This window comes from Rhodanobacter denitrificans (assembly GCF_003335105.1).
Lineage (GTDB): Bacteria > Pseudomonadota > Gammaproteobacteria > Xanthomonadales > Rhodanobacteraceae > Rhodanobacter > Rhodanobacter denitrificans_A.
Window position 1 is genome coordinate 71,001 of record NZ_QFWQ01000002.1, and the last position, 17,758, is coordinate 88,758.

At 69.2% G+C, this 17,758-nt stretch carries 13 protein-coding genes; 8 read left to right on the forward strand and 5 right to left on the reverse strand.

Going from position 1 to position 17,758, the window contains the following annotated elements; all coding sequences use genetic code 11:
• Positions 1–160: 160 nt before the first annotated feature.
• Both DEO45_RS01275 and DEO45_RS01280 read left to right on the forward strand, forming a co-directional pair.
• Positions 161–382: an AbrB/MazE/SpoVT family DNA-binding domain-containing protein gene (locus DEO45_RS01275; RefSeq protein WP_114340525.1), complete on the forward strand. Its 222-nt coding sequence runs from the start codon at positions 161–163 to the stop codon at positions 380–382.
• A 9-nt stretch (positions 383–391) separates the two neighbouring features.
• Positions 392–820 (forward strand): type II toxin-antitoxin system death-on-curing family toxin, encoded by a 429-nt coding sequence (locus DEO45_RS01280; RefSeq protein WP_114340707.1) that lies wholly within the window; start codon positions 392–394, stop codon positions 818–820.
• Between the two features lie 31 nt (positions 821–851).
• Here the strand turns inward: DEO45_RS01280 and DEO45_RS01285 are convergent, their stop codons facing one another.
• From DEO45_RS01285 to DEO45_RS01305, 5 genes are all read right to left on the reverse strand, one after another.
• The gene (locus DEO45_RS01285) at positions 852–1,427 is read right to left on the reverse strand and encodes a class I SAM-dependent methyltransferase (protein ID WP_114340526.1); all 576 of its coding nucleotides are present in this window, start codon (positions 1,425–1,427) and stop codon (positions 852–854) included.
• Between the two features lie 161 nt (positions 1,428–1,588).
• Positions 1,589–2,962 (reverse strand): UDP-N-acetylmuramoyl-L-alanine--D-glutamate ligase, encoded by a 1,374-nt coding sequence (murD, locus tag DEO45_RS01290; protein WP_114340527.1) that lies wholly within the window; start codon positions 2,960–2,962, stop codon positions 1,589–1,591.
• Positions 2,962–4,326, reverse strand: coding sequence for a UDP-N-acetyl-alpha-D-muramoyl-L-alanyl-L-glutamate epimerase (murL, locus tag DEO45_RS01295; protein ID WP_114340708.1), 1,365 nt, complete (start codon positions 4,324–4,326; stop codon positions 2,962–2,964). Before murL ends, murD begins: the two co-directional genes overlap by 1 nt.
• A gap of 109 nt (positions 4,327–4,435) precedes the next feature.
• Entirely contained in the window at positions 4,436–7,051 is a 2,616-nt protein-coding gene (locus DEO45_RS01300; RefSeq protein ID WP_262982178.1) for a bifunctional aspartate kinase/diaminopimelate decarboxylase, read from the reverse strand.
• A gap of 172 nt (positions 7,052–7,223) precedes the next feature.
• Positions 7,224–8,741, reverse strand: a complete 1,518-nt coding sequence (locus DEO45_RS01305; RefSeq protein ID WP_114340529.1) for a fumarate hydratase — start codon at positions 8,739–8,741, stop codon at positions 7,224–7,226.
• Positions 8,742–9,166: 425 nt separating this feature from the next.
• Between DEO45_RS01305 and DEO45_RS01310 the strand changes: the two genes are divergently transcribed.
• The 6 genes from DEO45_RS01310 to DEO45_RS01335 all read left to right on the forward strand — a co-directional run bounded on the left by DEO45_RS01310 (position 9,167) and on the right by DEO45_RS01335 (position 17,715).
• On the forward strand, positions 9,167–11,065 hold the full coding sequence (locus DEO45_RS01310; protein WP_114340530.1) for a S53 family peptidase: 1,899 nt from the start codon (positions 9,167–9,169) through the stop codon (positions 11,063–11,065).
• Between the two features lie 158 nt (positions 11,066–11,223).
• The gene (locus DEO45_RS01315; RefSeq protein ID WP_114340531.1) at positions 11,224–12,105 is read left to right on the forward strand and encodes a PhzF family phenazine biosynthesis protein; all 882 of its coding nucleotides are present in this window, start codon (positions 11,224–11,226) and stop codon (positions 12,103–12,105) included.
• A 74-nt stretch (positions 12,106–12,179) separates the two neighbouring features.
• Complete coding sequence (locus DEO45_RS01320; protein WP_114340532.1) at positions 12,180–13,505, forward strand: APC family permease; 1,326 nt, start codon at positions 12,180–12,182, stop codon at positions 13,503–13,505.
• 52 nt (positions 13,506–13,557) lie between these two features.
• On the forward strand, positions 13,558–14,094 hold the full coding sequence (locus DEO45_RS01325) for a (2Fe-2S)-binding protein (protein WP_114340533.1): 537 nt from the start codon (positions 13,558–13,560) through the stop codon (positions 14,092–14,094).
• The gene (locus DEO45_RS01330; protein WP_114340709.1) at positions 14,091–16,343 is read left to right on the forward strand and encodes a xanthine dehydrogenase family protein molybdopterin-binding subunit; all 2,253 of its coding nucleotides are present in this window, start codon (positions 14,091–14,093) and stop codon (positions 16,341–16,343) included. Before DEO45_RS01325 ends, DEO45_RS01330 begins: the two co-directional genes overlap by 4 nt.
• A gap of 229 nt (positions 16,344–16,572) precedes the next feature.
• A complete protein-coding gene (locus DEO45_RS01335) occupies positions 16,573–17,715 on the forward strand; it encodes a carboxylate-amine ligase (RefSeq protein WP_114340534.1) in 1,143 nt (380 codons plus the stop codon).
• Positions 17,716–17,758: the final 43 nt, after the last annotated feature.

Here is a 17,758-nt window from a genome sequence, read left to right on the forward strand (position 1 = left end):
TTCTTCCTGGCCGCCCGTTGCGCAAGCGCTCGGCTACATGTTTTTCCTCCCGTTTCCCCGGCCGACTCCAGCGGCAGCCGAGCAGCACCCACAACATCAATGAGTTGCACCAAGATCATCGCGAATGTATAACATACGTTATAACAATTCCGAGACCGCCATGAAGCTGAAGATCACCACCATCGGCAACTCCGCCGGCGTCATCCTGCCGCGCGAACTGCTGGCCCGCCTGCGGCTGGAGAAAGGCGACGAACTGTTCGCGCTGGAAACCCCCGACGGCATACGCCTCACCACCTACGACCCCACCCTGGCCAGGCAGATGGAAGTGGCCGAAGAAGTCATGCGCAAGGATCGCAACGTCCTGCGCAAGCTGGCGCAGTAGCTGGTGGCCATGATCATCTGGATCGAAAGGCCGCTCGCCATCGCCATCCACGAGCGCCAGCTGGCGGAACATGGCGGCGGCATCGGCGTGCGCGACGATAACCTGCTGGATTCAGCGCTTGCGCGTCCCCAACAATCGCATGCGTACGGCGATCCGCCGCCGGATCTTGCCGACCTTGCCGCCAGCCTCGCCTTCGGACTGGCCCGCAACCACCCCTTCGTCGACGGCAACAAGCGCACAGCGCACGTCTGCTACCGCGTCTTCCTCGCGCTCAACGGTGCCGACCTTGTCGCCGGCGACGAAGACAAGTACGTCACCATGATCGCCCTCGCCGAAGGCAGCCTGTCCGAAGCCGAGTTCGCCGCCTGGTTGCGCGAACACATCAAGCTCGACGCCAAAAAGCGCGTGAACGAGCCGCGTGCGCGCTACGCGCGCTGAAGCCGGTCGAAGCACCGTTCCACGTCGCGTATCAGCGCCGGCCGATCAGGCCGAAATGGAACGGGCAACCATCCTGCAGGTCGGCGGATTCGATGTCACGGAACCCGGCATCGGCCATCCATTGCCGGCACTGCTCCGGTGTCGGGCGCATCGCCAGCGGCGGCCCGCGCGGGGTAGGGATGTCACTGCGCCAATGCATCACCGAAAGCACCCCGCCGCCCTGCAGGGTCCGGCGGCCTTCCCGCAGCAATTCCACAGGCTGCGCCAGGTGCAGCAGGTTGAAAATCATCGCATGCGTCTGCGAACCGGCATCCACGCCCGCGCCATCCGCGACGAAATCCCTCAACTCGGCCCGGATGTTGTGCAGCCCGAGGCTCGCGGCCTTCTCGCGCACGATGGCGATCATCCCTGGCTCGATATCCAGCGCGGTAACCAGTCCGCTCGTGCGCCGCGCAGCAGGCAGCGTGAAGGAGCCATAGCCGCAGCCAAACTCGACGACATCGCCCTGCACTCCCGTGGCGCCCAGCAGCTTCCCGATGACTGCCTCGCAGTCGAAGAAGCTGTTCCATTGGGCCTCATCGGGCATGCCGCTTTCACGGATCTTCATGTGGCCTCCGCTTGATTGGTGTTCGATGGCGACAGGCCGGAAATGGTCCCTGGCACCTTTCCCACCTGCACCTTTCCCACCTTGACGCCTTGGGAAGTTTCCCGGGCTCCCAATCAGACGCAACTCCGTGACGCCGCTGGCGAACAGGCTGCACACGGGCCTCAGTCGTGCCGAGCTCCCTCGATACCAAGCCCGTCGATGCCGGAAACGCCAGCCGCATCAAAACCGGCCAGCACACCGAACCGGCGCCCACGCTCCGCATAGTCCTTGAACTGATCGAAACTGGGCGCACCGGGCGACAGCAAAATCACGCCATGCTCGGGCGTGCGCGCCCTGGCGGCCTCGACCGCATTCGCGAGATCGCTCACCAGCAAGACCGGACAAGCAACTCCCGCCACGCGCAGCGCCGCCTCGATGCGTGCACCGTTGGCGCCCATGCAGACGATCGCGTGCGCCGGTGTGGCGCGCATCGCCTCGACGAACGGTGTCCAGTCCAGTCCGCGGTCGTGGCCGCCGACCAGCACGGTCACCGTGCGGCCGTGCAGGCTTTCCAGGGCCGCCAGTGTGGCCAGCGGCGTAGTGCTGATCGAGTCGTTGACCCAATACCAGCCGTCGCGTTCACCCAGCGGTTGCAGGCGGTGCGGCAGCGGGCGGAAGCTGGCCAGTACCGGTGCGGCGGCCAGTGCGTCCATGCCGATCGCCTCCAGCGCGGCCAGCGCGGCACAGGCATTGAGTGCATTGTGCAGGCCCGGCGCCGCCAACTGCTCGATCAGGAAAACCTCCCGCACACCGCGGCGGATGAACCCATCGCGGACATGCCAGCCTTCCGGCGTGCCGAACACGAGGCGATGCGGATGCGCGGCGGTGCGTTCCAGCAGGCCCGGTTGCTGGCCGTTGACCAGCAGCGTGCGCGCGGCATCGGCCAGCTTCAGCTTGTCGGCCACATAACGCTCGCGCGAGCCGTGCCAGTCCAGGTGTTCCTCGTACAGGCTGGTGACCACGCCCAGTTCCAGCGCTCCTGCTTCGCCGGTCTGGAAGCTGGACAGCTCGATCACCCACAGTTCGGCACGCTGGTCGAGCAGTTCCAGCAGCGGCAGGCCGATGTTGCCGGCCAGCGCGGTGCGCACGCCGAGCGCGCGTGCCACGTGTGCCAGCAGCGCGCTGGTGGTGCTCTTGCCCTTGGTGCCGGTGACGGCGATCACGCGCGCCTGCGGATTCTCCGCGAACCACAGTGCGGTGCCGGAGGTGAACCGCGTGCCTTGCGCCTGTGCGGCCAGTAGTGCCGGCTTGTATGCAGAGATCCCGGGCGATTTCACCACCACGTCGAACCGGCCCAGTGTCGCTGCATCCGGTTCACCGGCGACAACCTCGAGCGCGGCATCGAATGCGCGCGCGGCCTCTACCTCGGCCGCACCGCAGAACAAGGTCAACGACTGCGCCGGCAACCGCACGCGCAGGGCCTTGATGACCGCGTGGCCTTCGCGTCCGAAACCCCAGATCGCCACGCGGCGACGAGCCAGGTCAGCGAAGCGCATCAACCGATCGCCGCCAGCGCCGCCTGCAGGCGCGCCGGCACGCGGTGTTCGGGCGACGGTTCCAGCCACGGCTCCAGCGCCAGTTGCGCGACGTCGAGCTGCGTCAGGATCTCGCTGCGGAAGCGTTCGACCAGTGCGTCTTCCTGCCATTCCGGCCGCTGGCTCAGCGCGTACATCGCGGCGCGCGCCTCGGCGCCCTCGCCCACGCATTCGAACGGCTTGTGGTCCTGGTATTCCAGCAGCGCGTCGAAACCGGCAGCCTGCGTTTCATCGTCGAGCAGGTTGCGGCCGAAGATCGCCAGCAGTCGCGGCTTGGGCAGGAACGGCGCCAGCGCCAGGAACACGAAGTGGCATTTCGGGCACTGTCCGCACCAGCGGTCCACCGGCTTCGGGCCGAGCAGCCTGAAGTTGCGATTGCAGCTGGAGAACACGTCGAAGTACGGCGTCAGCTTCGCGAACGCGCGGGTGATCGCCAATTCCGAATACGGCCGCAGCAACGAGCAGTAGTCGAGGTCGGCGGCCACGTGGGTGTGCAGCCAGTCGCCAAGCAAGGTCTCGAAAGCGAGGCTCTTGCTCCACTGGTGGTTCACCTGCTGGCCCTCGTACTCCAGCGTGGCGGCGGAGGCGGAGCGTTCGTTGGCAAAGGCGATCGAATCGTAGCCGTACACGACCGCCGCCACGGCGAGGATCGCCGAGTTCACCGCGGTGACCGGGATGTGGCCGTTCCACGCACCGAGCCGGTTCAGCTCGAACAGGCCCGGCGCCAGTTCGCGCTGGATGTTCAAGGTAGGCAGGCCGGTGCGTTCGGCACAGGCCGCAATCAGCGCGGAATTGCCCACCCACACCGCGGTCGCCTCGTCGCCGATGGATTTGATCGCCTCCACCGCCACCAGCGAGTCCTTGCCGCCGCCGATCGGCACCAGGGTGCGCTTCGGCAGATCCAGCGCAGGCGCCACGCCGCCATGCGAACCGGCCGCTTTCGTTCCCGAGCCAACACGCGGGAACGCAATCCGCCCGCGCAGGTCCAGCCCGTTGCGATAGGCGAACTCGGCCAGGCCATGCAGGTACAGCTGGTCCAGCAGCTCGGCGGTGGCATCGTCGAGCGGGCCATCGGCCAGCTCGATCCGCGGCGGCACGCCAGCTTTGTAGTAGCTGACGCCGGCGACCAGGTGCAGCAGCTTCAGGGCGGCATCGAACGCCGTCGCGCGCGCGGCCGGCACCGCCGGCGCGTGCGGAAAGCGGATCCGCTCGACCAGTTCCTCGCCATCGTCGAACGCGTACGCCAGCTCGGCCACGCCATCGGCGTAGCTGCAGCGCACGAAGCGGAAGACCCTGGTGAGGCGCGGTTGGATCGTGTTGCTCACATCTTTCTCCATCGCCCGCATCGCCGGGGCGAACGGGCTGATTCTAGCTTCGGGCGATGCCGGTTCGATGGCTTTCGGCGGCCAAGGGACTGGACACGCGCACTCCGGGTCAGGCGTCGATCACCACCTCGTCGGCCTCGTCGCGCAGGTTGTAGTGCGAAGACATGACCTTGCCATAGGCGCCGGCCTGGGCGATCAGGATCACGTCGTCCTCCTGCGCCTCGGGCAGCCGCCGGTCGGTGCCGAGCACGTCGCCGCTCTCGCAGATCGGGCCGACCACCTGGTACAGCGCGGTGGCCGGTTCGTCGAGCCGCGACAGGTTGATGATCTCGTGCCAGGCGTCGTACAGCGCCGGGCGGATCAGGCTGTTCATGCCGGTGTCGATGCCGAGGTAGCGGAACGCGCCCTTGCCCTTCTGCTGGGTCGCGCGCGCCAGCAGCACGCCGGCGTCGGCCACCAGGTAGCGGCCCGGCTCCATCCACAGCTGGTAGTGCGGATAGGCCGCCTTGACCTCGCGCAGCACGCGGTCGAGTTCGGCCACGTCGAGCCGCACCTCGCCCGGGTGCGAGGGCACGCCGAGGCCGCCGCCGATGTTGAGGAAGGCCACGCTGCCGATGCGCTCGGCGAGGCTGGACAGCTGTGCATACACCTCGCCCCAGTGGGCGGCATCGAGCACGCCCGAGCCCAGGTGCGCGTGCAGGCCGCGCACGGTCACGCCATGCGCGTCGGCCAGTTGCAGGAAGGTGGACAACTGGTCCAGCGGCAGGCCGAACTTGCTGCCGCTGCCGCCGGTGCGCACCTTTTCGTGATGACCCAGGCCGCGTCCCAGGTCCACCCGCAGCACGATCTCATGGCCGCGGAACAGCTCGCCCCAGCGCTCCAGCGGATACATCGCATCGAGCGTGACGGTGGCGCGGGTGGCGAGCGCGGACACGTAATCCCGGCGCGGCGCGAAGTTCGGCGTGAACAGCAGCGGCACCGATTCCGGCACGATCGCGGCGACCGCCTCCAGCTCGCCGGGCGAGACGCACTCGAACGCGAAACCTTCGGCGGCCAGCGTCGCGAGGATCGCCGGGTGCGTGTTCGCCTTCACCGCGTAATGCAGCCGGTCCACCGCTGCCAGCGACTTCAGCTCGCGCGCCTGCTGGCGCACCGTGGGCAGGTGGTAGACGTAGCGCGGCGTGGCCTCGGCGGCCAGCTCCAGCAGGCGCTGCCGCTGCGGCCCGCGCCACCATGCCGGCGCCGCGTCGGGCGCCTCGCCGCCGCCGTACAGCGCCTGCCAGCTCGGCCCGAACAGCGCGCTCTCGTCGGTGCGCAGCGCGCCGGCGGCGATCAGCAGGTCGTGCAGGTGCGGCAGCAGCTTGTCGACCACCTCCTCGTCCACCACGAAGGTGAGGTTGAGGTTGTTCGACGACTGCGTGATCAGGTGCACGCGCAGCTGGCCGAACTCGGCCAGCACGCCGGACAGCGTGTGCAGCAGCGAGCGCATGCCGCGGCCGACCAGGGTGATCGCCGCGCACGGCGCGATCACCTTGACCCGGCACACCTTGGCCAGGTCGCTGGCGAGCGCGGCGATCGCGTCGGAATCGAGCAGGTTCTCGGTGGGGTCGAGCGACACGGTGACGTTGGTCTCGGCCGAACCGATCAGGTCCACCGACAGGCCGTGCTGCTTGAACTGGGCGAACACGTCGGCGAGGAAGCCGACCTGCTGCCACATGCCCACCGATTCCATCGAGACCAGGGTGATGCCCTTGCGCGCGCTGATCGCCTTCACGCTGGGCGCGTGCGCCCGCACCTCGGGGCCGATCACCGTGCCGTCCAGTTCGGGCCGGTTGGTGTCCTTGATCAGGAGCGGCACGCGCGGGTCGCGCAGCGGCGACAGGCAGCGCGGATGCAGCACCTTGGCGCCGGTGGAGGCGATTTCCTGCGCTTCCTCGTAATCCAGCCGCTGCAGCAGGCGCGCGCCCGGCACCTGGCGCGGGTTGGCGGTGAACATACCGGCCACGTCGGTCCAGATCTCCACCCGCTGCGCCTTCAGCAGCGCGCCGAAGTACGCGGCCGAGGTGTCCGAGCCGCCGCGGCCGAGCAGTACGGTGCGGCCATGCTGCTCGCGCGCGATGAAGCCCTGGGTGATGAACACCTCGCCCAGCGCAGCCAGGCGCGCGTTCAGCGCAGGATCGGGCTTCGCCTCGACCATCGCCGACAGCAGGCGGGTGCGCTCGTTCTGGTTCGGCAACGCGACCGCCGCCAGGCATTCGCGCGCGTCCAGCCATTGCGTGGGCAACCCGCTGTGGCTGAGGAAGGCGGCGCCGAGCGCGCTGGACATCAGTTCGCCGTGCGCCTGTACCTGCGCCTGCCAGGCCAGTTCGCCGCGCGGTGCCGGGCCGTTGGCGGCCAGCCCGGCCAAATCGGACAGGCGCGAGCCGAGCGTGTCCGGCAGCGCCAGCTGCATGTGCTCGAGCAGGTCGTAGTGACGTTGCGCGATCGCGCCGGCCGCCGCCTTGCGTTTGTCCTGCTCGCCCTCGCCGCACAGCTGTTTCAGCGCGTCGGTGATGCCGGTCAGCGCGGAAACCACCACCAGCACGCGCGCGCCTTCAGCACGGCGGCTGGCGACCAGTTCGCGGATGTTCTGCCAGCGGGGAAGCGTGGCGACACTGGTGCCGCCGAACTTCATCACGATCCAGGGGGCGTCGGCAGGAAGCGACGCGAGGCTTTGCGGGTTCACGGGTACCTTCGATGGCGTGGTTGGGAAAACAATTCCGCCAGTGTTGCGCCGCAGCAGACGGAATGCAACCGGGGATGAGATCGCAGCGTTTGGATGGCCAAATGCGGCGAAGCACGGAAGCGACGACAACGCCCTCTCCCCCGCGGGGGAGAAGGAAACATGATGTATGGCCTTACGCGACCACCACGGGGATCTTGCCGATACGGGCCTGCCATTCGCGCGGACCGGTCTGGTGCACCGAGCTGCCGCCCGAATCGACCGCCACGGTCACCGGCATGTCCTCGACGGTGAACTCGTAGATCGCCTCCATGCCGAGGTCGGCGAAGCCGACCACGCGCGAAGCCTTGATCGCCTTGGAGACGAGGTATGCCGCGCCGCCCACGGCCATCAGGTACACCGAGCGGTGCTTCCTGATCGCCTCGATCGCGGCGGGACCGCGCTCGGCCTTGCCGACCATGCCGAGCAGGCCGGTCTGCGCCAGCACCTGTTCGGTGAACTTGTCCATGCGGGTGGCGGTGGTGGGACCGGCCGGGCCGACCACCTCCTCGCGCACCGGGTCGACCGGACCGACGTAGTAGATGAAGCGGCCGTTGAAGTCCACCGGCAGCGGCTCGCCCTTGTTGAGCATCTCGACCATGCGCTTGTGCGCGGCGTCGCGGCCGGTGAGCAGCTTGCCGCTGAGGAGCAGGGTCTCGCCCGGCTTCCAGCCGGCGACGTCGTCCCGGGTCACCGTGTCGAGGTTCACCCGGCGACCTTTCGAGGCGTCGTAGGTGAGCTTCGGCCAGTCTTCCAGCGACGGCGGATCGAGCCTCACCGGGCCGCTGCCGTCCAGCACGAAGTGGGCGTGGCGGGTGGCGGCGCAGTTCGGGATCAGCGCCACCGGCAGGTTCGCCGCGTGGGTGGGGAAATCCTTCACCTTCACGTCGAGCACGGTGGTGAGGCCGCCCAGGCCCTGTGCGCCGATGCCGAGCGCGTTGACCTTGTCGAACAACTCGATGCGCAGTTCCTCGGCGCGGTTGGCCGGGCCGCGCGCGATCAGTTCCTGGATGTCGATCGACTCCATCAGCGCTTCCTTCGCCATCAGCATCGCCTTCTCGGCGGTGCCGCCGATGCCGATGCCCAGCATGCCCGGCGGGCACCAGCCAGCGCCCATGGTGGGCACGGTCTTCAGCACCCAGTCGACGATCGAGTCGGAGGGATTGAGCATGGCGAACTTCGACTTCGCCTCGGAACCGCCGCCCTTGGCCGCCACGATCACCTCGACCGTGTCGCCCGGCACGATGGTCATGTTGACCACTGACGGCGTGTTGTCCTTCGTGTTGATGCGCTTGCCGGCCGGGTCGGCCAGCACGCTGGCGCGCAGCTTGTTGTCCGGATCCATGTACGCGCGGCGCACGCCTTCGTTGGCCATGTCCTCCAGCGACATGGTGGCGTCGTCCCAGCGCACGTTCATGCCGACCTTGAGGAACACGGTGACGATGCCGGTGTCCTGGCACAGCGGCCGGTGGCCCTCGGCGGCCATCCGCGAGTTGATCAGGATCTGCGCCATCGCATCCTTCGCGGCGGGCGATTCCTCGCGCTCGTACGCGGCGGCGAGGCTCTTGATGTAGTCGACCGGGTGGTAGTAGCTGATGTACTGCAGCGCGTCGGCGACGGACTGGATCAGGTCTGCTTGCTTGATGGTGGTCATGGGGGTTCGGGTGGGCAGCTTCGATTCGGGGAAACCTGGGCACCGGCGAACGGCTGTTCACGGCGCGCAACCCTCTTATTGTGCCGCAAATCGCCCCGCCGCCCGAGAGCGCCGCGCGCTCGCCCGGCCATGGGTGCGGTGATCCCGCAGCGCAGTTCCCGCTCCCCGATGGCGGCTGCCGGCGCCGGCGGCCCGGGGTCCGGGGCGTCACCGGAGTTCGCAAAATGTTTCGCACGGCCAGGCACTTCCCCGGCACGCCCTGCGGGTCTAGGCTCGCTGGACCAGCGCGGGTGGTCTTCAGGGGCCGCGACTGGATGTTGGGGATCGACTCGACCCATGGCCTGCGGCCTGCCACGAGACGTGACGTCAAGCACTGATGCCAGCGCCCGCCAGCGGCGACCGTCTCTACCCTTGGAGACAATCACATGCTCAAGACATTCCATCGCACGTCGCTCGCGGCCTCGGTGGCGCTGCTGCTTTGCGGCTTCAGCACCGCCGGTTTCGCGGCCGGGGGTTCGCCCCCCGCCGATCTCGGGGCAAGCAATCCGGGCCAGACGGTAAGCGTCACGCTGGTGCTCGGCCTGCACAATCAGGATGCCCTGGAAAACTTCGTCTACGGCACCGTCACCCGCGGCAGTCCCTCGTTCCACCGCTTCCTGTCCACCGCGCAGTTTGCGGACCGCTATGGTGCTACCGCCGGCGAGATCACCGCAGTCCGGGCCTTCCTCAAGCGGCAGGGGCTCACCGAAATCGAACTTCTGCCGAACCACCTGGCCATCAAGGTCAGCGGCACGATCAGCCAGTTCAACACGGCCTTCCACACTTCCATCCACGACTACCGCGCCAGCGACGGCTCGACTTTCCATCGGCCGAACGCAACACCCACCGTTCCCGTCGCACTGGCCGGCACGCTGGTGGTGGCCTCGGGCCTGAGCAACGAGGCGCGCTACCGCTCGCATCGGGTCAGCGCGATCCTCCCGCCGCAACAGGGCGCCAACGCGCTGGCCAGGAATGCCGCACCCGCCAAGACCTGCACCGGCGATCCCACCGCCACCTGCACGGTCGGCGAATTCACCGTGGGCGACGTGGCCAACCGCTACAACATCAACCCGCTGTACGCGGCCGGGGTGAACGGCAAGGGCTCGACCGTCGGCATCGCCACCCTGGCCGACTTCATCCCCGCGGACGCGTACGCCTACTGGAGTGCGATCGGCCTGGCCGTGAAACCGAACCGCATCACCCAGGTGCACGTGGACGGCGGCGGACCGCTCAGCGGGCCGGCCGGCTCGGGCGAGACATCGCTCGACGTCGAGCAGTCCGGCGGCCTGGCGCCGTGGGCGGACATCATCGTGTACGACGCGCCGAACACCGACGCCGGCTTCTTCGACGTGTTCGACCGGGCGGTGTCCGACAACAAGGTCGACAGCCTGTCGGTGAGCTGGGGTGCGCCGGAGATCTTCTACTTCCCCCAGCTCAACGGCGGCGTCAACTTCACCGGCGAACTGCGCGCGTTCCACCAGGTGTTCCTGGAGGCGGCGGCGCAGGGCATCTCGATGTTCGCCGCCTCGGGCGACTCCGGCGCCTACGACACGGTACGCTCGCTCGGCGGCCTGCCCAGCGACCCCGTGCCGCCACCGCTCAGCGTCGACGCTCCCGCCGCGGACCCGTTCATCACCAGCGCAGGCGGTACCACGGTGCCGTTCTCCTACAGCTTCCACGGTGGCCCGGCGGCGTCGCTCACCCAGGAAAGCGTCTGGGGCTGGGATTACATCGCCAGCTATTTCCGAACCCATTTCGGCGTGGACATCACCGATGCCGTGTTCTCGGTCGGCGGGGGCGGCGGCGTGAGCGTGTTCTGGCAGCTGCCGCGCTACCAGGCGTCCACCGGCGGCATCCGCCGGAGCGAGAAGAACCAGACCCTGCTGTTCCCGGCGCTCGGCATCCGCTACATGCTGGCGCCAAACTACCGCGGCCGCAACGAGCCCGACGTTTCGCTCAACGCCGACCCGGAGACCGGCTACAGCCTGGTTTCGTCGCTGGACGGCCCGGGCCTGCTGACGTTCATCGGCGGCACCAGCTTCGTCGCACCGCAGCTCAACGGCATCAGCGCCCTGCTGACGCAGTCGAGCCACGGCCGCGTCGGCTTCTGGAATCCGCAGGTCTACGCGCTGCAGAACATCTTCGGCTACGGCCCCTTCTCGGCCTTCAATGACATCCGCGCGGGCGACAACTGGTTCTACGCCGGCACGAACGGGTACGAGCCGGGCGCCGGCATCGGCACGCTCAACGTGAGCAACCTGGCCGTGTTCCTCGGCGTGTTCTGACCGCCGCTGTGGGCGGGCTGCACGGAAAGCCGACGCCGCCGGGCGCCGGCTTTCCGCTTTCGCGGCTTTGCGTCGACCGCACCGCACGCGCAGGCCGGCCACTTGCCGGGCGCGTCCGCCGGTGCAATCGTCAAGCGGTTGCCCGACCGGAAACCGCCATGCCCCGCAGCCGCCGCTTCATCCAGCTCGACGTATTCTCCGACAAGCTGTTGCGGGGCAACCCGCTGGCCGTCGTGGTCGACGGCGACGGCCTCGACGACGCCACGATGCAGGCCTTCGCGCGCTGGACCAACCTTTCCGAAACCACCTTCCTGCTGCCGCCAACCAGCAGCGCGGCGGATTACCGCGTGCGCATCTTCACGCCGCGGCAGGAACTGCCGTTCGCCGGCCATCCCAGCGTCGGCAGCGCCTATGCGGCGATCGAGGCCGGACTGGTCGCCACCGGCAACGCCGCACTGGTCCAGGAATGCGCAGCGGGGCTGCTGCCGGTGCAGGTGAGCGGCAACGGGCCGCAACGGCTCATCCATGTGCAGGCACCGCCGGCGCGGATCGCCGCGGCAGACGCCGCGCTGCACGCCGCGCTCGCCCGGGCCCTGCGCGTCGAGCTGGCAGCCAGCGAGGCCTGCCACGTCGACAACGGTCCGCACTGGATCCTGGCCAACCTGGGCGAGGCCGCCGCGGTGCGCGGCCTGCAGCCGGACCTGGCCGCCGTCGCCGCGCTGTGCCTGCAGCAGCAGGCCGTCGGCATCGGCGTATTCGGCCGCGAGCATGCCGGCGATGCGGCGATGGCGGTACGCGCGTTCTGCCCCGCCGATGGCATTCCGGAAGATCCGGTTACCGGCAGCGCCAACGCGGCGATCATGGCCTGGCTGGGCGAGCGCGGCGAGCGCGACGGCTACGGCCTGCGCTACCGCGCCAGCCAGGGCCGAGAGGTCGGCTGCGACGGGGTGGTGGAAGTCGCCCGCGACCCGGCCAGCGGCGCCATCACGATCGGCGGCGCCTGCGCGATCGGCGTGCGCGGCGAACTGCAACTGCCCTGATCCCCTGCAGCTGCGGCCTTGCCGGGCACGCCGCCGGCCGCCATGCTGTCGCGTCCTTTCCGCCGACCGAAGCCATGCCGCCCTCCCCTGCCGCCGAGACCTACGTGCGCAGCCTGCGTCCCTGGGATGCCGCCCTGATCGTGGTCGGTGGCGTCATCGGCGGCGGCATCTTCCTCAACCCCGGCATCGTGGCGCAGCGCACCGAATCGGGGCTGGCGCTGCTGCTGATGTGGGTGGCCGCGGGCTTGCTCACCCTGGTCGGCGCGTTGTGCTACGCCGAACTCGGCGCGCGCCGACCACACGCCGGGGGCAGCTACGTCTACCTGCGCGAGGCATTCGGACCGCTGGCCGGCTTCCTGTTCGGCTGGACCATGCTGCTGGTGATCTATTCCGGCTCCACCGCGGCGGTGGCGACGATCTTCGCCCGCTACGCCTCGGCCCTGTTCGGCCTCACGCCGGCCTGGGCACAGCCGCTGACGGTGGGAGCGCTGGTCTTCGTCAGCGGCATCAACCTGTTCGGCATCCGCCTCGGTGCGCAGATCCAGAACCTGTTCGCCCTGCTCAAGCTGCTGGCGGTGGCGGCGCTGGTGACGTGCGGGCTGCTCCTCGCCGGCGCGGGCCACGGCCAGGTGCTGGCCGTCGACCCGGCGCGCGAGGGCGTCGGCTTCCTCGGCGCGGCGCTGCCGGTGCTGTTCGCCTATTCCGGCTTCACCTACCTCAACAACCTGGCCGGCGAGGTACGCGACCCGCAACGCACGCTGCCGCGCGCGCTGACCCTGGGCATGCTGCTGGTGATCGGCGCCTACGCGCTGGTCAACGTGGCCTACCTGGCCGTGCTCGGCCACGCCGGCCTGGCCGCCAGCAACGCGCCGGCGGCGGACGTGATGCAGCAGGTGCTCGGCCCGGTGGGCGCGAAGCTGATGGCGCTGGGCGTGGCGATCTCCACCCTCGGCTTCTGCAACATCACCCTGGTCGCCGGCGCCCGCGTGCTGCAGGTGATGGGCGAGGACGGCCTGTTCTTCCGCGCGGTGGCGCGGCTGCACCCGCGCTGGCGCACGCCGAACACCGCGCTGCTGTTGCTGACCGGCTGGGCGATCGTGCTGGCGCTGTCAGGCAGCTACGGCCAGCTGCTGGATTACGCCACCTTCGGCGACTGGCTGGCCTGCGCGGTCGGCGTGGGCACGCTGTTCTGGTACCGCCGCCACGACGGCGCCGCCGGCGGCTTCCGCGTGCCCGGCTACCCGTGGCTGCCGCTGCTGTTCATCGCCGCGGTGGCGCTGGTGGTGGTGATGTCGCTGCACGACCACCCGCGCAACACCGGCATCGGCCTGCTGATCATGGCCGCCGGTGCGCCGGTGTACCTGGTCTGGCGCCGCCTGTTCAGCCGCGCACGCCCCTAAGCGGCCAGCGGCAATGCCACAATGTGCCGATACGTTCCGAGGGAGATGATGGATGGTGCCCGTGCAAGCCCAGGTTCTGCCGACCGGCCAGGAGAGCGGTATCGTGCCGGAGAAGATCCGCGACGGCATCGACCTGCAGGTCAACGGCGAGCACTATCGCCACACCGGCGACCCGCAGATGCCGCTGCTGTGGTACCTGCGTGACGTGCTGCGGCTCACCGGCACCAAGTACGGCAGCGAATACGGCGAGAACGGCGCCGACCTGGTGCTGCTCGACGGCAACGCGGTTTCCGCGATCACGCAGCCGATCGCCGCGCTGGCCGGCAAGGCGGTGGTCACGGTGGAAGGCCTGGCCGCCGCCGATGGCACCCTGCATCCGCTGCAGCAGGCGTTCATCGACGAAGACGCGATCGGCTGCGGCTACTGCACGCCCGGCTGGCTGATCGCCGGCGTCGATCTGCTGCGGCGCAAGCCCCATCCCGGCGACGCCGACATCGACCAGCTGCCGAACCTGTGCCGCTGCGGCTGCCAGACCCGCGTGCGCCGCGCGATCAAGCGCGCCGCCGCCGGCAAGGCGGCCCTGCCATGAGCCACGGCATCCGTCTTTCGCGCCGTCGCTTCCTGCAGGTGCTGGCCGGGGGCGCCGGCGCGCTGGTCGTGGGCATCCGCCTCGCCGAGGCCGCCGACCCGCCGCTGCCGCCGGCCCTGCTCGGCGACGAGATCCATGGGCTCGGCCCCTACGTGCGCATCGACGTGGACGGCAAGGTGCTGATCGGCGCGCGCGATCCGGATACCGGGACCGGCGTCGCCACCTCGCTGCCGCGGATCATCGCCGACGAACTCGACGCCGACTGGAACAACGTCAGCGTGATTCCGCTCGGCCTCGGCGTGGACAACGACAACGGCAAGCCGCGCTGGGTCTACGGTCGCCAGGTCGGCGGCACCGGCGGCTCGATCCCCGCCGCCTGGCACGACCTGCGCCAGGCCGGCGCGGCGGCGCGCTGGCTGCTGCTGCAGGCGGCCGCGCGCCGGATCGGCGTACCCGCCAACCGGCTGCGCTGCAACAACGGCTACGTGGTGGCGCCGGACGGCCGCCGCTTCAGCTACGGCAGCCTGGCCGCGGAGGCCAGCAAGATCGCACTCCCGACCAGCCCGCCGCCGCTGAAGGAGCCCGCCGCCTACCGCCTGATCGGCCAGAACGCCGGCGACGCCGACGCCCGCGCGATCGTCACCGGCCAGACCCGCTACGCCATCGACCACCACTACGGCGACGCGCTGGTCGCCGTGCTGGCGCACTGCCCGTGGCCGGACGGCACGCTGACGCATATCGACACCACAGACACGCTCGCCGTGAAGGGCGTGCTGAAGGTCGTCCAGCTCAAGCCCGAACCCGGTCAGCCGCTGGGCAGCACGGTACTCGCCCCGGCCGTGGCGGTGCTGGCCGAGGACACCTGGGCCGCGCTGCAGGGCCGCGACAAGCTCAAGCTCGAATGGAAACCCGGTGCCAGCGGTGGCGAAAACAGTGCGGCGCTGGAGCAGCAGGCCCTCGCCCTGCTCGCCGGCAAGGCGGCCCCCACCACGCGCGTACGCAACACCGGCGACGTCGACACCGCCCGCCGCAAGGCCGCGCAGCGTCTCGACGCCACCTACGTGCAGCCGTGGCTGGCACACGCCACCGCCGAACCGATGAACTGCCTGGTGCGGCTGGACAAGGACCGCGCCAGCCTGGTCGTGCCGACCCAGGCGCCGCAGCTGGCCTGGACCGTGGTGCAGCGGCTGACCGGCCTCGCTCCAGAGCAGATCGACATCCGCGTGCCGCGCGTCGGCGGTGGCTACGGCCGCCGGCTGGACCACGACTACGTCGCCGAAGCGGTAATGCTGGCCAAGGCCGCCAACAGGCCGGTGCGCGTGCTGTGGACGCGCGAGCAGGACTTCGGCCACGACTGCTACCGCGGCGGCAGCGTGCACCAGATCAGCGCCATCATCGACCGCAAGCGCCAGCTGCTGGCTTGGCACCAGCGCATGGCCAGCGCGTCCGCGCTGACCGGTCGCGGTGTGTCGGCCGACCGCCTGTGGACCTCCGAGCTGCAGGCCGACCCGTTGCCGGCCCCGCTGGTGCCGAACTACCGCAGCGACTGGTACGCGCTGGAGTCGGCGACCCCACGCGGCCCGATGCGCGGCATGCCGCACCTCAGCAACGCATTCGCCGCGGAAAGCTTCATCGATGAGATCGCCCACCAGCTGCGCGAGGATCCGCTGAAGACGCGCCTGCGCTTCCTCGGCACGCCGCGCCAGCTGCCGCTGGAGGGCGGCGCCACGCTGGACACCGGCCGCCTCGCCAACGTGCTCGGGCTGGTCGCCGACCGCATCGAATGGAAGAACTGGCTGCGCACCGTCAACGGCCTCGGCATCGCCTGCTGGCACATCGACGGCGCCTACGTGGCGCACGCGATCGAGGCGGCGATGCAGGGCGAGAAGCTGGTGATCCAGCGCGTCGTCTGCGCCGTCGACGTCGGCCGCGTGATCAACCCGCTGGGCCTGCAGGGCCAGGTGGCCGGCGCCACGCTGGACGCGCTGTCCATCGCGCTGAACGCCGCGATCACCATCAAGGGCGGACAGGTGCAGCAGCGCAGCTACAAGGACTACCCGCTGGCCAGCATGGCGCAGCTGCCGAACGACGTCGAGGTGATCACCGTCGCCGACGATCGCGCACCGGCCGGCGCCAGCTTCCTCGCCATGCCCACCGCCGCCCCCGCGCTGGCCAATGCGGTATTCCGCGCCAGCGCCGTGCGCGTGCGCCGGCTGCCGCTGATGAAGGAGTTGCTGCGGCTGCTGTGAATAGCGCCCGACCGGCCCAAGGTTGCTGGCAGGTCGGGAATCCGAGCGACACGGTACGCATGTTCCCGTCGAACGCGCCGGCGCTCTTCAGGCACCAGGTGGCGTACCGAAAGAGCATCGTCGACCGAGCCGGCAGCCATCGCGCCGCAGCCGCCAGCGCGGGCGCTGCCTAACGGAATCCTCATTCGCGCTGCGTGATGCTGGGCTGGCGATTACGCCGGAGCTCCCGATGGCCGCAGAGCCTTCCAGCGCCTATACGTTCGGATTGGAGGAGGAATTCTTCCTGGTCAGTCCCGGTACGCGCGGCACTCCATCGCGCGTGCCCAAGGCGTTCCTGAAGGAGTGCCGGCAACGCTTCGGGACTTGCGTCGGCAGCGAACTGCTGCAGTCCCAGGTCGAGGTCAGCTCGCCCGTGTTCGACCACATGGCCATGGCGCGCGCGCAGATGACACGGCTGCGCCGCGGCGTTGCCGAGCTTGCCGAAACCGCCGGCTTGCGGCTCGTCGCGGCAGGCACGCATCCGCTCAGCGCCTGGCATCGGCAGACGCAGACGGACAAATCACGCTATGCCCGGATCATCGATGATTTTCAGATGGTCGGTCGCCGGAACCTGTTGTGCGGGTTGCACGTGCACGTTGCGCCCCCGGCAAACGTCGATCGCGTTGCCCTGATGAATCGCCTGATGCCCTGGCTGCCATTGTTCCTCGCGCTGTCGACGTCGTCGCCCTTCTGGAACCGCCGCCACACGGGCCTGCTCAGCTATCGCCAGTCCGCCTACGACGAATGGCCGCGCTCCGGGATACCCGACTTCTTCGCCGACGAAGCCGAATACCGGGTCTTCTGCGAACTGCTGATACGCGCTGGCGCCATCAAGGACGCGAGCTTCCTGTGGTGGGCCATCCGCCCTGCGCATCGCTACCCCACGCTCGAACTGCGCATCGCCGACGCCTGCACGCACATCGAGGATGCTCTCGCGCTGGCCGCACTGTTTCGCTGCCTGGTGCGTGCCCATGTGCGCCGCCCCGAACTCGGTCTGGCACGCACCGCACTGACCCGCCGGATCATCGACGAGAATCGCTGGCGCGCAAAACGCTTCGGCCCGGCCGCGGATTTCATCGATGAACCTACCGGCGAGGTGGTCGAGTGCGTCCACGTGCTGGACGCCGCCATCGAACTGGTTTCAGAAGATGCGCATGACCTGGATTGTGAGGAATCCCTGCGGCATCTCGGCAAGATCGTCGCCCGCGGGACGAGCGCGCAGCAGCAATTGGCGCTCTATCACAACCTGCGGAATGGAGGATCAGGCAACACGGATGCACTCCGCGGCGTGATCGACTGGCTGGTCGAAGCCAGCATTTCCGTTTCGGATTGAACGGAGCGAAAAGCGGAAACCCGGGATGCCGGGCCGCGTGCCT

Excerpts from the sequence above, each read along its gene's own strand:
- DEO45_RS01325 (WP_114340533.1), top strand. The coding sequence starts at position 13,558 with ATGGTGCCCGTGCAAGCCCAGGTTCTGCCGACCGGCCAGGAGAGCGGT.
- DEO45_RS01320 (WP_114340532.1), top strand. The coding sequence starts at position 12,180 with ATGCCGCCCTCCCCTGCCGCCGAGACCTACGTGCGCAGCCTGCGTCCC.
- DEO45_RS01305 (WP_114340529.1), bottom strand. The coding sequence starts at position 8,741 with ATGACCACCATCAAGCAAGCAGACCTGATCCAGTCCGTCGCCGACGCG.
- DEO45_RS01285 (WP_114340526.1), bottom strand. The coding sequence starts at position 1,427 with ATGAAGATCCGTGAAAGCGGCATGCCCGATGAGGCCCAATGGAACAGC.
- DEO45_RS01335 (WP_114340534.1), top strand. The coding sequence starts at position 16,573 with ATGGCCGCAGAGCCTTCCAGCGCCTATACGTTCGGATTGGAGGAGGAA.
- DEO45_RS01310 (WP_114340530.1), top strand. The coding sequence starts at position 9,167 with ATGCTCAAGACATTCCATCGCACGTCGCTCGCGGCCTCGGTGGCGCTG.
- DEO45_RS01275 (WP_114340525.1), top strand. The coding sequence starts at position 161 with ATGAAGCTGAAGATCACCACCATCGGCAACTCCGCCGGCGTCATCCTG.
- murD (WP_114340527.1), bottom strand. The coding sequence starts at position 2,962 with ATGCGCTTCGCTGACCTGGCTCGTCGCCGCGTGGCGATCTGGGGTTTC.
- DEO45_RS01315 (WP_114340531.1), top strand. The coding sequence starts at position 11,224 with ATGCCCCGCAGCCGCCGCTTCATCCAGCTCGACGTATTCTCCGACAAG.
- DEO45_RS01280 (WP_114340707.1), top strand. The coding sequence starts at position 392 with ATGATCATCTGGATCGAAAGGCCGCTCGCCATCGCCATCCACGAGCGC.
- DEO45_RS01330 (WP_114340709.1), top strand. The coding sequence starts at position 14,091 with ATGAGCCACGGCATCCGTCTTTCGCGCCGTCGCTTCCTGCAGGTGCTG.